At 56.6% G+C, this 14788-nt stretch carries 13 protein-coding genes and 1 pseudogene; 8 read left to right on the forward strand and 6 right to left on the reverse strand.

All coding sequences use genetic code 11. From position 1 onward, the window contains the following. Positions 1-145: 145 nt before the first annotated feature. Together sepH and JTP09_RS01540 are read left to right on the forward strand one after the other, a co-directional pair. Positions 146-1663, forward strand: coding sequence for a septation protein SepH (sepH, locus tag JTP09_RS01535; RefSeq protein ID WP_204876255.1), 1518 nt, complete (start codon positions 146-148; stop codon positions 1661-1663). Positions 1664-1714: 51 nt separating this feature from the next. Further along, positions 1715-2725, forward strand: a complete 1011-nt coding sequence (locus JTP09_RS01540) for a hypothetical protein (protein WP_204876257.1) — start codon at positions 1715-1717, stop codon at positions 2723-2725. A gap of 87 nt (positions 2726-2812) precedes the next feature. On the opposite strand, the gene JTP09_RS01545 is transcribed toward JTP09_RS01540, so the two are convergent. The 3 genes from JTP09_RS01545 to JTP09_RS01555 form a co-directional block, all read right to left on the reverse strand. After that, positions 2813-4042 (reverse strand): alkaline phosphatase family protein, encoded by a 1230-nt coding sequence (locus JTP09_RS01545; protein WP_204876260.1) that lies wholly within the window; start codon positions 4040-4042, stop codon positions 2813-2815. Position 4043: 1 nt separating this feature from the next. Continuing rightward, positions 4044-4628, reverse strand: a complete 585-nt coding sequence (locus JTP09_RS01550) for a DUF5998 family protein (RefSeq protein ID WP_204876262.1) — start codon at positions 4626-4628, stop codon at positions 4044-4046. Between the two features lie 148 nt (positions 4629-4776). Beyond that, positions 4777-7533 (reverse strand): bifunctional GNAT family N-acetyltransferase/acetate--CoA ligase family protein, encoded by a 2757-nt coding sequence (locus JTP09_RS01555; RefSeq protein WP_204876264.1) that lies wholly within the window; start codon positions 7531-7533, stop codon positions 4777-4779. Positions 7534-7681: 148 nt separating this feature from the next. On the opposite strand from JTP09_RS01555, the gene JTP09_RS01560 reads away from it, so the two are divergent. From JTP09_RS01560 to JTP09_RS01575, 4 genes are all read left to right on the forward strand, one after another. Then, positions 7682-7999, forward strand: a complete 318-nt coding sequence (locus tag JTP09_RS01560; protein WP_204876266.1) for a PadR family transcriptional regulator — start codon at positions 7682-7684, stop codon at positions 7997-7999. Then, the gene (locus tag JTP09_RS01565; RefSeq protein WP_204876268.1) at positions 7996-9141 is read left to right on the forward strand and encodes a hypothetical protein; all 1146 of its coding nucleotides are present in this window, start codon (positions 7996-7998) and stop codon (positions 9139-9141) included. Before JTP09_RS01560 ends, JTP09_RS01565 begins: the two co-directional genes overlap by 4 nt. A 126-nt stretch (positions 9142-9267) precedes the next feature. Then, entirely contained in the window at positions 9268-11892 is a 2625-nt protein-coding gene (locus JTP09_RS01570) for a DNA topoisomerase (ATP-hydrolyzing) subunit A (protein WP_204876270.1), read from the forward strand. A 124-nt stretch (positions 11893-12016) separates the two neighbouring features. Next, positions 12017-12805: a mechanosensitive ion channel family protein gene (locus JTP09_RS01575; protein WP_204876273.1), complete on the forward strand. Its 789-nt coding sequence runs from the start codon at positions 12017-12019 to the stop codon at positions 12803-12805. Between the two features lie 70 nt (positions 12806-12875). Here JTP09_RS01575 and JTP09_RS01580 read toward each other — a convergent pair whose 3' ends face one another. After that, positions 12876-13301 carry a GNAT family N-acetyltransferase gene (locus tag JTP09_RS01580; RefSeq protein ID WP_240333892.1) on the reverse strand — a complete coding sequence of 142 codons (426 nt, stop codon included), beginning with the start codon at positions 13299-13301 and terminating at the stop codon, positions 12876-12878. A gap of 33 nt (positions 13302-13334) precedes the next feature. Then, positions 13335-13790, reverse strand: a complete 456-nt coding sequence (locus JTP09_RS01585; protein WP_204876274.1) for a hypothetical protein — start codon at positions 13788-13790, stop codon at positions 13335-13337. A gap of 175 nt (positions 13791-13965) precedes the next feature. On the opposite strand from JTP09_RS01585, the gene JTP09_RS09955 reads away from it, so the two are divergent. Beyond that, a complete protein-coding gene (locus JTP09_RS09955) occupies positions 13966-14169 on the forward strand; it encodes a hypothetical protein (protein ID WP_239478544.1) in 204 nt (67 codons plus the stop codon). Beyond that, the gene (locus JTP09_RS09960; RefSeq protein WP_239478612.1) at positions 14156-14434 is read left to right on the forward strand and encodes a type I restriction endonuclease; all 279 of its coding nucleotides are present in this window, start codon (positions 14156-14158) and stop codon (positions 14432-14434) included. Before JTP09_RS09955 ends, JTP09_RS09960 begins: the two co-directional genes overlap by 14 nt. A gap of 1 nt (position 14435) precedes the next feature. On the opposite strand, the pseudogene JTP09_RS01595 reads toward JTP09_RS09960, so the two are convergent. Next, positions 14436-14519, reverse strand: a pseudogene (locus tag JTP09_RS01595) (cytochrome ubiquinol oxidase subunit I); the annotation flags it as partial. Positions 14520-14788: the final 269 nt, after the last annotated feature.

The following is a 14788-nucleotide window of genomic DNA, read 5'->3' on the forward strand; positions in this document are numbered from 1 at the left end:
TTGAAGCAAAGTGAGACTTCAAGGCGTGATTTAAGATTAATGTTTCGTTCCAGACGCTTCTGACCCGTTTTTACGCTGCGAGACGGGGTAATCTGTTAGATGATTGTCTCTAGCGTTAACCACCGCTACTACTTCTGGAGTTTTTATGCTTGACTTGCGTCTTGTTGGTATTCACGACGATGGTGAGAACCTTGTTCTCGAGTCTGCCGATGGCACTACCTATCGCCTGCCCATCGACCAGAACTTGCGCACAAGTATTGCTAAGGCGCGCCGTATTCCGCAGGTACGATCGCTCGGTGGTAACGGTACCTTTGGTCCGCGTGATATTCAGACCCGGTTCCGTCAGGGCGCTACCGTTGAAGAGATTGTCGCGGAGTCTGGGTGGGATGCTAACCGCGTTCGTCGTTACGAGTGGCCCATTGTTGCTGAGCGCGCCAACATTATTCAGTCAGCTCAGAACGTGGTGATTTCTTCTCAGAGCCTAGGACGCCGCGACGCCGCTGCCCTGTCGTTGCGTGAGCATATTGCAGCTACCGCCCAGCGCTACGGTTTCACCCCTGAGGATGCTGAGTGGACTACCTGGCAGCAGGAGTCTGGTCAGTGGACCGTGAGCGTTGATTTCGCGTTTGGTGCTGAGGTTCGTGATGGGTTGCCGCGAACAGCTGTATTCCCGGCACGTTGGAACTACAACCCCGCTAACCAGAGCATCTACGCGTCCAATGAAGCTGCCTACTTTTTGATGGGGCGCGATCATTCGAGCGATGCTCCCCTGCCGGGCATTGGCAGCCACGATACCCATGAGAACGCCCCCGTTCAGGTTGCAGAACCCAAAATTACTGAGGTGAGGGTGCCTCATAACCCCTCTCACAATGAGCTCCTTGACCAGCTGGCCCAGCGTCGCGGCACCCCTGCTACCCCTCAGCAGGCAGAGCAGTCAGCAGCGCGTTCTTCTGCCTTCTATACCTCTACTGAGCCAGCGGCTAACCGTCGAGGTACCCCCGAAGAACGAAAGCTCGCAGAGCTCTTGGAGCGCGCGCGTCGTTCATCGGCTGCCCGCGCCGAGAGCGCACCGTCCGCCGCGCACGCAGAAACTCCGGCGCAGGACCAGCAGCCTGAACAGGCAGAACCCACCGCTGCGAATGACGACTCTGCACACAGCAACAATGTCGATCGCGCCGAGCAGGTCATCATTGACCAGGACGCTCCGGCAGTCACCGAAGTTATCACTGTAGAAGAACCTGCACAGGAGCATGCGGCGGAAGATCAGCAGGATGTAGAGAACCAGCAGGCAGTTCAGCACGATGACGCTCTTGCTGATTCTGAGCAGTCCTCTAACGCCCCAGCAGAGCCTATCGAGCAAGAGGGGACTGCACCCCAGCTTTCAGCTGTTACCTCTGAGAATGCACGCCCCGAGGTATCTGTCTCCACCGAAGAAGTCTCCGCCGACACTGATCCTGTAGAAACTGATACCGCCGGTGAACCTCAGGCGTCTCAGAGTCAGCCGGTTGCATCCGTTTGCGAAAGCTCAGATGCAAAGTCAGAATCAACAGAGTCGAGCACTCAGGATTCAGCCGATGAAGAACCGGCGCCTGCGCGACGCTCAAAGCGCACTTCGGTGCCCAGTTGGGACGACATTATTTTCGGCAACCAGCGTCGCCACTAGTCGCTGAAAACCACCACGCAGACCTCAAGAACAGCAAAAGATAAACCCTTTATGGCATCTTCGAAGAACCCATCTTCTTCTGATCATCCCTTTGATGATGAGAAGACGGTGCCCCTTGCCCCAGAAACAGCGCCCACTGTAGACGAGGACGCAACGCAGCCGTTGAGTCCCCTCGACGCCGGATACCAGTATGTAGACGGCAATCATATAGTGGCTGAGGGCGATGAGATTGATGAAGATCCGTCGCTGGGTTTGTCTCTGCTTTCTCGCGGTGAGGTAGTCGAGAAGAAGTCACTGCGCGAGCGCGCCCAAGAACGCGCAGAGGCACGTGCTGTGGCGGCTGAGAAAGCTAAAGCAGAGAAGATTGAACGTGAGGCTGCCATTGCGCGCGCGGAGGCTCGCGAAGCTGCTGAAAAGAGGGCTAAAGCGGCTTCCGTCCCTCCCGCTTCTGCGAAGACCTCTGAGGTTGTTCAGTTATCACCGGGCAAACTGGTTGGTGTGGGCGCACTGGCACTTTTGGTGCTGGGTCTTGCCACAGCAACAGGCATGATGCTGGGTTCGAACAGTGAACAGCCCGAGGAATCACAGCCTGTTCCCGCTGACAGCCCTGTTCAAGAAGCGCCCGTGGTGGCTGTGAGCGATACACCGGCAGGACAAACCCCTGTGCCTGTGCTTCCGACGCTGGCACCCACTATTACTGAAACGGAGCTTCCCTCTGATGCCAGAGAGGTACCCGTTGCGCCTGAACCGACAGTAGCACCGCCCGTGGCACCTGAACCGACCCAACCCAGCGCACCGGCAGAAACCACTCCGGCTACGATCGAACCAACAGATGTACCCACTGCTGAGGTAGAGCCGATGCCTTCTGAGGAAAGCACTCCACCCGACGCTGAGTCTCCTGTGATACCTACAGAACCGGCACCTACTGCCCCGGTGGTTCCACAGCCAACAGCTCCAGAGATAGCACCTACCCTTTCGGCTCCCCCAGCGCCCGGTGCAGGAACCGGTTCCAGGCAGGGTAGTGATGGGTCAGCGGCACCCAACACCGCAATAGCGCCCTAGCATAAACCTCTCCAGGCGTGACGCCACTTTTATACTGACGAATCGGGCAAGATATTCTCTTGCCCGGTTCGTGTGTTTATAGGGGTTTTAGTGGGTGGGAAGCACCAGCAAAGGTACCTGCGTTTCGGCTTCGGTGAGGGAGCCATGCTGACCCACCATTTTGAGTGCGTGCGGCTTATAGTGGCGCATATCATAGAGGGCATAATCCTCGCGGCAGGCAATGAGAATATCGCCAATACGTGCTCGGGCTTCATCACTCAGGTGATCACCAAAATAGCCAGCTTCGAACGCTGTTTCGGTATCAATAATCCAGGCGATATCCCCGTATGCAGCGTCCCAGGCTTCGAGGGTCGCACGTTTAGCGGTAGCGCTGGCGTCCTTGAGGTAGAGCTGTACCATGCGCGGCTCCCCACCGGTTAGCTCAACATTTTCTAGCAAGTTGGTTCGCTCAGAGTAGTCAAGACGGTGCTCTTCAGGAATATCCACCATGCCGTGATCAGCGGTGAGCAAGAGCAGGGTGTGGGCAGGCAGTCGCTCAGCGAGACGGCGCATGTGCAGGTTCAATTCTTCGAGCTGTTCGCTCCACTGGGGTGAATCTGCGCCGTAACGGTGCCCCACCTGGTCGATCTCAGCCCAGTAGAGGTAGACCAAGGCTGGCTTACGAGCTGAGAGAATACTGTGCCCCAGGGTGACGCGGGCAGCTGCCCCCTGAGCGTGGATAAATCGACCGCCGCGTAACCCTGCTTCGCTCAACCCTGTGCCCTGGTACTTTGAGAGCGTCACCGTTGCCACCTCACAGTGATTTTCAAAGCGTTCAAACACCGTGGGGTAGGGTTGCCACTGGTGGGGGTCAACGCTTTTATCCCAGCCAGAGAGCTGGTTCATAATTTCATTTTTTTCGGGATTGCGGACGTCGTAGCCCGCGATTCCGTGGGTGCCGGGGGCAAGCGCGGTACCGAAAGAGGTGAGGGAGGCAGCTGTAGTGGAGGGTACAGCGGAGTTCAGCGGACCTAACGAAATAGCTTTTTTCAGATAGGGGGCATAGGAGCCGTATCGGCGTAGCAGCTGCTCCCCCAGACCGTCCACCATAACCACGCACACGCTACGGTAAGCATCGGGGTTGAGGCCCGCGTCCGCCAGTCGCTGGCGCAGGTTCAGCAGATCATGTCTACCAGTGCCCAGAACAGGGTGCTCGTCCGGGGTAATTGAGCCCTGTGCGACAAGGGTACCGGCAGATTCAAAAAGGTCTGCGATATTGTGCGCCCCGTAACCGGGATGGGTGGGCACAGGTGTACCGCGAAAATCAGAGAAGCTCATTTTATCGAGTTGCCTTAATCTGCGCTTTGCGCAGGGCGGATGCAAATTTTTGGGCATTGATAATGGCGGTAGCACCGTCTGCGCTGGCTGATACTCGCACCATGATGTCTTCACGGACGCCGGTGCCGGTAAAGCCGTGATCAGCGGTACACTGGGGGTCGGGGCAGTCGGCAGGTGCCATGTCGAGGCGTTGGGAGCCCGTCCAAGCGATGGAAATCTGAATTTCTGATGCGCGGGTACCGGGAATAAAGGTTTGCGGTTGCAGGTAGGTCAGGTTGGTGGTGACGGTGCCAAGTTTACGCAGGGGCACGACCTCGGAGTTAATGTGAGCAGCTACCACTGAGCCTTCTTCATCAAGCTGCTGATCATCAAGGTGGGCGGCTAAAAGGTGAGACTCGGTCAAAACCAGCACCGTAATGTGGCGGTGCACTTCTTCATGATCAAAGTGGGTTTCAAGCTGCACCAGATGACCGATAATTTCATCGGGTTCAAAGACCGTCGCCACGGTATCCATCACCAGTTCAGGGTAGAACCCCGCCCGCATCACATCACTGACGAGTTCTCGAATCTGCGGTGTCTGAGACATTCCCTAGCCTTTACCTTCCCACGGTGTATTGTGCATTCGCGGGTGCTTGCGTAGCACCGCATCAGTGCCCTCACTCAACGGTCAGGGCACTGTATAAGTGTACGCGAGAGCACCGTGCATCGCAGTTCGTTACGGGGCGCGGTGGAGGTTAGCTGCTCATGGTGCGACGTGCTGAGTCGGTGCGCTGCTGGGGGTTGCCGACCTTAATGAAACCCGCGACTACTGAGAGGTGGGTGCTGGTGACCATCACGGGGCTTAGCTCAATTTCTGCGACCTCGGGGTGGTTGTTTTTAAGAGTAGCGATGCGCACGATGACATCTTCCAGCAGTTCGATATTTACTGCGGGAATGCCTCGGGTACCCAGCAGTTTTTGGGCAGCTTTGGGGGCGCGCACCATCTCGTGTACATCGCGGGCTGTGAGCGGTGGGATCCTATGCGCCCAGTCATCTAAGAGGGTAGTTGCGTCCCCTGTCATGCCGTAGGAAATTACCGGTCCCAGCAGGGGGTCTTCGATGGCGCGGATGATTGCGGTCTGCCCACCCGGTGCCTGTTTTTGCACTGCCAGTTCGAAAGTGCCAAAGGGAGCGAGGGCGCGATGCATTTGGTCGATGGCATCAATGAGTTGTTCATCGTTTTCGATGCCCAGGCGTACACCTCCTAGGTCAATGCGTTGTGCCATGACTTTATCGGTGGTTTTGAGGACTACCGGATACCCGCCAACGGTTTCGACCGCCGCGAGCGCGTCTGCCTCTGTGCTAAAGGGAGTGGTTGCCATGAGTTCTACCCCGTAGAACCCCAAGATGTCGTGGGTTTGTTCTTGGCTGAGCTCAACGAGTTCTTCGCCTTGCGGGGTCAGCTCGGCGAGGGTGGTCCGGGCATCTTTTACTAAAATGCCCTCGGGTATTTCTTCGATGCCCGATTCGCTGGAGCGCCAGCGGGCGTAATCCATGATTGCCGCCATTGAGGTGACGCTTTGCGCTGGGGATTCGAAGCAGGGCAGTCCGTTTGCCGCGTCCTCGGCGTGTTCGGTTGTTTCGTCTTTGCTGTCGGTAGCAGGCTGAGGGTCGGGACGCCAGATGCCGCGTAGCACCTTGTCGCTTGCATCAGCGCCGGTGAAGGACGCGACGACCGGCTTACCAGCCACCTGTGAGCATTCGTAGAGTACGCGGGCAATGTCTTTCACATCGACACCGTCTACCGGTAGGAAAGCGGTAAAGGCCGCGTCGACGTCACTGCTTTCGAGTGTTGAGATGAGCACTTCGCGCAGAATATCCAGTCCGTCACTTTCGAGGTGGAGGGTTGATTCCGTGGTTTTGACCTCAAGCTCAAGGCTTTGGGCTCGATCAACGAGAATTTGACCTAGGGCAAAGGCGTTGGAGAGAACCGCGACGCGCCTCCCTGCGGGTAGTGGCTGGCTGACGATAATTTGGGCTACATCGAGTAGCTGTTCGCTTGATTCAGCGCTGATTACACCGGATTGGCGGAACATTGCATCCAGTGCCTGCGCCGGGGCGATGGAGGTACGTCCGGAGTGCCCCGGCGGCAGGTGGCTACCGGTGGCAACATTTTTGGCGACAATCACGGGTTTGATGCGCGCGAGCCTGCGGGCAATACGGCTGAATTTGCGGGGGTTACCGATGGATTCCAGGAAGAGACCGCAGGCGCGGGTGGCAGGGTCGTCTTCCCAGTACTGCATGAGGTCGTTACCCGAAACGTCGGCGCGGTTACCGGCTGAGACCAGTGAGGAAACACCGATGCCCCGTCGTACTGCTGAGTTGGAAAGCATGAGCCCCAGCCCCGCTGACTGGCTGAAAAGCCCTAAGCTGCCGTGTACCGGGTCTTTCTCGGTGGGGGTAGTGTCAAGGCGAACATCGGGGTGGGTGTTAATCAGGCCGAAGGATGCCGGACCGATGATGCGCATGCCGTAGCTACGTGCTAGGCGCACAATAGATTTTTGGCGGGCACTCCCCCGCGCACCATCATCAGCGTACCCCTTGGTCTGAATGAGCGCACCGCGCACCCCGGCGCGTCCGCATAGTTCAACGGCTGCGGGTACCTCTTCGATAGCGGTGTTGATGATAGCGAGATCAGGGGCGGGAGTGAGCGATGAAAAATCGGCGGTCACCTCATACTGCGAAATCACCGGGTGGGTAGCATAGGCTGAAACACGACCGGTAAAGCCCACTTCAGTGATATTCGTAAGCAGGGCTTCACCCGTACGTTCCCAGCGGGCTGAATCGCCCATGACCACCACATGTTCTGGGGCAAGAAGCTCAGAGATTGATAGCGCCTCAGCACGGTGTTCGCGGGCTTCCATCACCTGACGAGATTTCTCGGTCGGGTCAATATCAAACTGCACGTAAACGAAACCGTCATCAAATTCGCGTTGTACCTCGTAGCCTGCGTCTTTGAAAACGTTGAGCATCTTGCGGTTTTCGGGCAAGACCTCGGCAGTAAAGCGGTTGATACCGCGCTCGTGGGCGGCGGCGGCAAGGTGTTCCAGCAGAATAGAGCCGATACCGCGCCCCTGGTGAGCGTCAGAAATCATGAAGGCAACTTCGGCTTCATGGGCAATATGGGAGCGGTCGTAGCGACCAATGCCGATCATTTCCTCGCCCAAAAACAGCACAAAAGCTACACGGTCGTTGTGGTTAACCGTGGTGAAGCGGGTGAGTTCCTTATCGCTGAGCTTGGGTTTGAAGCCAAAAAAGCGCAGGTAGATGGTTTTTTCAGACTGCCCAGCGTACATAGTTTCCAGCGCCACTCTGTCGGTGGGGAGCACCGGACGCAGGTGGGCGGTTGCACCGTCGCGCAGCACGACGTCTGCTTCCCAGTGGGCGGGGTAGATGAAGGGGATTTCGTCGGTGGTGGGGTGCGCGGGATCGACGGGAACAAAATCGTTCATGGGGTGCTCTTTCGTGCAGGGCTGGCTTTGAACCCAATCTACACGAAATGTGTTTCAAGTTACAGCATTGTGGAGGGGTGGATGAGAGTCTCCTATCATCAGGGTTTACCCCTTGACTCCTCTATCTCTATATAGATAGATTTAACCCATGAAACAGCTTTCTCGCATCACCCCGGCAACCGCCGACGTTCTTGAATACCTGCTGGGAGCGTCCGCACCTGTCTGGGGTCTGCTCATCATCAAAGAAACCGGCAGACCGGCAGGTAGCATTTACCCCATTCTTGAGCGCCTCGAAAACGCCGGTTGGGCGGTATCACAGTGGGATGCTGAGACAGATCGGGGCCCGCGCCGTCGCCTCTACTCGCTCACTGCTGAGGGCGCAGCGGCTGCCCCGGCGGCTCTCGCCCGCAATCAAGCACGCCAAGAGATCAAGGGCGTACGTCCTGTCACAAGGTTTGCCTCATGAGACTCGCCCGGCTCTTTTTTACCATGCTCACACTGGTACTCCCCCTGCACCTGCGCGAGCGCAAAGCAGAAGAATGGTTCTCTGACTGGGTTTACGCGCCCCAGCTGGGACTTTCGCGCGGTGCTATTATCGCAGGTGCGCTCTGGGCTACGGTACGGGCTGATCGGGCGGCTGAGCTCTCGCCACACCCGCGAGCCTGGTTGGCGGTTCGGTCGGCGCGGTGGGCTTTAGCCTACTGGCTAGGAGCATTTTTGCTCAAGGGGTACGTGTTCGGCAGTGACCCCCGCTCGTATCCGCCCTACCCCATTGATTTACCCCTCCGGCATCAACTCGCTCTGGGCGCAAGCGCACTGACTGTGGTTGTATCAACCGCCTGGTGTGCCAGGGCTGTCGCCCTCTTCTTTCCCGTTTTGGACAGGTTGGTTCCCGCGCTCATAGTGGTTACAACACTGATCAGCGCATTGGCAACGTTTGAAGCCATCACCTTCGGCAGCCTTTCGCCCGGCATCTCGTGGCTAAACGTCAGCCGCGTGTTCATGGGTGTACTGTTCGTTCTTACTGTTCTATTGCTGATTCTCGCGATAGCTAAGTCATCAGAACGCACCCACTACCGCGCAGCTTCACACCAGACGCGGACGCTCATCATAGCTCTCACCGTTCTCTCAGCCTTGAGCGTGGCTGTTGCGGGCGCTCTCGATGCAACAATTTTCTCTCCGCTAACGAAGGTGCCCGGTCACGACATAACGAGCATCTACCAAAGTATGCTTCGCGAACACCAGATCACCGAAAGCTGGGGAATATTGATTGCCGTTACATGCTTCCTCTGCCTGGCGGTACTGGTCTTTGGTGCATCCCTTATGGCAAAAACCGTGCTCACGGTTCGCGGGTTGCTCTGCTGCGCCTGCCTTGTACATGTGGGCATCTTTGTACTCGTGCAGTTTCCTCTGGGGTTCCACTTTGATAGGGGTGTAGCTGACACTTTCGGCACCGATGGTGGAATCGCCAGCCCCGCCAGTGCTCTGAGCTCGCTGACCGGAATGGCAGCTTTTTGCGGGGCAATTATTCTTGCGGTAGCACCCAAGGACGCGCGCGGTGCGGCGCCTGCCTCGCACCAGTCAGCCGGTGGGCGCATCCGCCCGTGAGGCTGGTGGCTGTACCCTCAGGCAAGACACCGTGCAGATAGAGCTCAGTGCGGTAAAATGGGGTGTTTGGCGCTTGACGGCGCCTAGATTTTTCAGCACGTTATCTATGGCAGGGTGAGAACCTTTATGGCACGGCGGTCAACCAAGAATATTGTTGATGACTACCCTGAGGGTATTCAAGAGAACATTGTTGATATTGATGTTTCATCCGAGATGGAATCTAGCTTTTTGGAGTATTCCTACTCGGTGATTTACTCGCGTGCCCTGCCTGATGCGCGCGATGGTCTCAAGCCTGTTCAGCGTCGTATTTTGTATATGATGCAGCAGATGGGGTTGCGCCCTGAGAAGGGTCATGTGAAGTCTGCCCGTGTGGTGGGCGAGGTCATGGGTAAGTTGCACCCGCACGGTGATGCTGCGATTTACGATGCGATGGTGCGTTTGGCGCAGCCTTTCGCGATGCGTCTGCCGCTGGTTGATGGTCACGGTAACTTTGGTTCGTTGGATGATGGCCCGGCGGCTTCTCGTTATACTGAGGCTCGTATGGGTCCGGCTGCTTTGGCGCTGACCAATAACTTGGACGAGAACGTCGTAGATTTTGTGCCCAACTACGATAATCAGTTCATGCAGCCCTCCGTCTTGCCGGCGGCTTTCCCGAACCTCTTGGTTAATGGCGCTACGGGTATTGCTGTGGGTATGGCGACCAATATGGCACCGCATAACCTGCGCGAGGTCATTGCCGGTGCCCACCACCTGTTAGAGAACCCTGAGGCGACCCTGCATGAGATTCAGAAATTCATTCCCGGCCCTGATTTTCCCACCGGCGGTATCATCGTGGGCACCAAGGGCATTAAGGACGGCTACGCCACCGGACGCGGTATTTTCAAGACCCGCGCTAAAGTCAGCATTGAGCAGGTGACTGCCCGCAAGCGTGGCATTGTGGTGACTGAGCTGCCCTACATGGTGGGTCCTGAAAAAGTTATCGACAAGATTAAAGACGGGGTTAATAATAAGAAGCTCGTGGGCATCTCTGATGTTCAAGACCTGACCGACCGTAAGAACGGTCTACGTTTGGTGATTGAGGTCAAGAACGGGTTTGACCCGCACGCGGTGCTGGCATCGCTGTACAAGTACACCCCGCTGGAAGATTCATTCGGCATCAATAACGTTGCCCTGGTCGATGGTCAACCGCAGACCCTAGGTCTGTTGGATCTGTTGCGGGTCTACGTGCAGCACCGTATTAACGTGGTGCGCCGCCGCACCGAGCATCGTCTAGGTAAGCGCCGCGACCGTATACATCTGGTGGAGGGTTTGCTGGTGGCTATCGTCGATATTGACGAGGTCATTCAGATTATTCGTGACTCTGATGAAACGGCCCAGGCACGTACCCGCCTGATGCAGATTTTCGATTTGACGGAGGTGCAGGCTAACCACATTCTGGAGCTGCGCCTGCGCCAGCTGACCAAGTATTCGCGCATTGAGTTGGAAGCTGAACGCGATGAGCTTGCCGCCGATATTGCTGAGCTTGAGTCGATTCTTGCCTCTGATATCAAACTGCGCACCTTGGTTTCTGATGAATTGCAGGAGGTTGCTGATCTTTACGGCACCGACCGCCGCACCAAGCTGACAGATAAGGACGATTTGGAGGCAGTAGCGCTGGCTACCGGCGCTGAGACTTCCAAGAAGAAGGGCCTCGGTCTTGCCCTTGAAATCGCTGACGATCCTTGTTGGGTTCTACTCTCAACCTCGGGGTTGATTGGGCGCACGGTGCCCACCAAGGGCAAGCATGCTCCCCTGGTTGAGCCGGGTAAGCGCCTGAAAAGTGATGCACTGACCTCGTGGGTGGCTACCACCGCCCGCGGTGAGGTGGGTGCCGTAACATCGAGCGGACGCATGGTGCGTCTGGGCGTCATGGATTTGGCGGTACTGGAGGACTCTTCGGGAACTCCCCTGCTCTCTAGCGGTGTGAAGGCTAGCGAAGTGGTCACCCTAGCTAAGGGTGAAACGCTGGTGGGCATCGTTCCGCTGAACACCGTTATTGCGGTGGCGACCGAACGCGGCGTTATTAAGCGCGTCAACCCTGACTACCCGCTGAACCGCGATGAATGGGAAGCTATCAAACTCAAAGCTAAAGACCGGGTAATCAGTGTTGCTGTTGCCGATGCTGGCGATGAGAACTTCACCTTTATCACCCGCCAGGGCAAACTGCTGACCTTTGACGCCTCCAAAGTGCGCCCGCAGGGTCGAGCAGGTGGCGGCATGGCAGGCATGAAGGTCGCTGATGATGATGCCGTGATTGCTTTCGGTGCAACTGCCCCCGGCACTAACGCGCAGGTAGTGACCGTTACGAACGCCGCCAGCAGTATGGAGCCCTCCGTGAAGGTGACTGAGCTGAGCGAGTTCCCCGCTAAGGGACGCGCCACCGCAGGTATGCGCGCCCACCGTCTGCTCACCGGCGAAACCCAACTCGACTTCGCGTGGGTTGGTGTAGGCCCGGCTAAGGCTGTTTCGGCTGCTGGTGTTGCCCGCACCCTGCCCACGGAGTTCGGCGCTCGCGATGGCTCCGGTGTTCCATTGGTTCAAGCGATTGTCGCTGTTGGTCCTTCTTACGAGGTAACTCAGCCGCGTACTGCCCCGGCTGCATCCGCCGCCCTTGCGCCAAACCTTGAGGATGCGCGTCCTGAAGAACCGACGCAACCCAGCCCGCAGAAACCTGTCACTGATGATGAGCCTAGCGAGAACGCTCTCTTCTAACCGTGCCCTGTTAGTGCAGGTAAGCCCCCCTGTTCTTGCGATAAGGTGCGGGGCTTAGTTTCTGTTATAGAGTTGAGCTGAACTTTTGTGTACTGTGCGGTACGTTTTTATCTAAGGAGTCATGATGCCAGATTCACTGTCATGGAGCGGTGCTTTTCAGGCGCTTCAGGTGTTCATGGTGGGTTTGGTGCTTGCCTGGATTATCGCCTGGACCGTTAAGAAGATCTTATTGCGGGTGGGGCGCGGGCCGAGTTCGGCGCACGTCTTTTCACGATTGGCGAGCTGGGTAGTGGGCGTGGTTTTCTTCCTCGCATCGCTGACCGTCGTGTTCCCGTCGGTGAAGCCGGTGGACGTGCTCGGTGGCGTTACGGTGATTTCGATTGCTGCCGGTATTGCTTTTCAGACGGTGCTGGGCAATATGTTCTCTGGTCTGGTGATTTTGGCGCGCGACCAGTTTAGGCAGAACGATCAGATTCTGTTGGGAGATATTAGCGGCAACATCATTTCGATTGGTTTTACGTCAACGCAGATTCGCTCTTTTGACGGGCATCTGCTGATTATTCCGAACAGCACTATGCACGATGAAGTGGTGACGGTGCAGACGGGGTTCAAGCGGATTCGTTCTTCGGTAAAAATCGAATTGAGTTTGGATACCGATTTGGCGCGGGCGCGTGAGGTTGCTGAGCGTACGATGGTGGGTTTGCCGCAGGTGAGTTCTGAGCGCGATCCGCAGGCGTTTTTGACTGAAGTGACCGATGGTTCTGTCATTTTGTCCCTGCGTTTTTGGTCTGCTGCCACACAGATGGACGCTTCCGGCGCACGTCATGAGGTGATTCAGGCGGTGGTCTCGGCATTTAGGCGTGAGGGAATCACTATCTCAGAACCGTCGATTATTGTGCATAAGGGTGAGTAAAAGCTCGCATGGACTCGAACAGTATCAGACACCCTATGTTGAGCATACGTCCAGATATAATTAACCTGTCTTAAGCAAGCCTAGCGAGGGTGACGCATTTGTAGTCGCCGATGTTTTTGAAGCCCAGCGTGGTGTAGAAGTCGATAGTGTGCTGGTTGTCGGTGGTGGCGTCCGTGGTGAGGTAAGTTTGGCGAATTTTCGCGGCGTGGATGGTATCAAGGACGCGGCGCATCAGGTGGGTAGCAATTCCTTGCCTCTGGTGGGTGGGTAGCACTAGCAGATCTTGGATGTAGGCGATAGTGAGCCCGTCGCTGACCACTCTCACAAGGCCCACTAACTGATCGGCGTCGAAGGCTGCACATACGTACCAGCTGTTGCACACCATAGGGACGAGGTTTTCTGGCGTCTGGGTGTAGGCACTCCACCCAACCGAGTCATACAAATGCACTAGCGCCTTATGGTCAAGGTCGCGGTTTTGAACGTAGGTAATACTCACAGGTGCTGGGTCTTTGCGGTAGAGGTGGGCGGGCTAGTATCCCAGGGCTTTTTTAGCTTCTTCAGGGCGAGGCGTCGAAACGGCTATGCGGGTGCCGTCAGCGAGTTCTAGCGCAAGATTGGGGCCGCCGGTGAGGTAGCCAGTAGTGCGGTTACCCATGATGCGCAGCCCCGCACCAGCGCCCAGTCCTGTGGGAGCTCCCACCTGCGCGTCCACGATGTCGCTGCGCTTGATGGTGGTGGAGAAGAAGCCGAAGGTTTTGGCGTGTACTTGTTCTGCATCGATAGTGAGCCGAGTAGTAGCAAACAGCATGGGCACCGACAATAGAAGCACAAAGACCGGAACGCCGATGCTGATAGGCAGTAAGCCCCCACCCTCACTGGGCATAAACGCAAACAAGGCAAGAATTATTATCTGTATCGCAGCAATACCAGCTAGAAGAAAGAGAAAAGGCTTGCTCAATCGGGCGGTGGAGGTAAAAGCGCTCATAAGGCTCCTTGTACTAGGCGAGTGAAATACGCACCCACAGTTCAGCTGGTGATAAAGCCATTATGACATGCCCCAATGACGTCACTTACGATTTAACGAGGCACTCTACCCCGCTGATATTCTCACTTGACTAGAAGCCTCTCTCTCTCTCCCCCCCCCCAGCTACCGCTCCTTCGTGAATCCCGACGCACCCGCGTCCGCCCAAGAAGCTACCAAAGAACGCCTGCTGGCTCGCATCACTAGCAAACTCGAAACCCCCGAAAACCAAGGCGGCGGCACTATCAACCTGCTCCGCAAAGGCTTCTCAATCCCCGGCGCACGCCGCCCCTTCAAACTCCTGGCCTACCCACCCCAAGACCAACATTCTGCGCGTCGTTGAAGAAGTCCACTTCAACCCCAAAGACAGCACCCTACGCCTCGACCTCGTGCTCTTCACCAACGGCATACCCGTAGCCACTATCGAACTCAAAAGCGAATACACCCGAACCCTCGACCACACCCTGCACCAATACCTCACCGCCCGCGAACACAGCGGCACACTCGCCCACTTCGCCATCGCCCAAGACGAGATCGCCATGACCACCCGCCCAGAGGCAAAGGCACCGTCTTTCCACCCTTCAACCGCGGCAACATCGGCGGAGTAGGCAACCCAAAGGTCAAGGGCACCATCATGAAGTGGTAAACGGTGGTGATACCAAATTGCCACCGCGCGAGTTCGAGAGGGTCCACAGGTTTATTCCTAAGTGCTGGTGGTGAGGTGTCCGTTCTAATCATGCGTCTTTCGAGCGGACGCGCCCTAAAACCCTTTTAGGATACTCAAGAATTTAAAAAATAAAGGTAAGGCCTGACCGCAGGGTAAAAATATTAATTGACGTTCCCCTTAAGGTCACTCTAACGCTATTTATTGTAGAGATAAAAACAAGTGAACGGCGATAACAAGGGGCGACACCTGCCAGGTAACGCCCCTCTTCGCCTGCCGGCAAATAAAGGTTAGCACC

The sequence above is a fragment of the Rothia sp. ZJ1223 genome, assembly GCF_016900985.1.
Taxonomy (GTDB): Bacteria; Actinomycetota; Actinomycetes; order Actinomycetales; family Micrococcaceae; genus Rothia.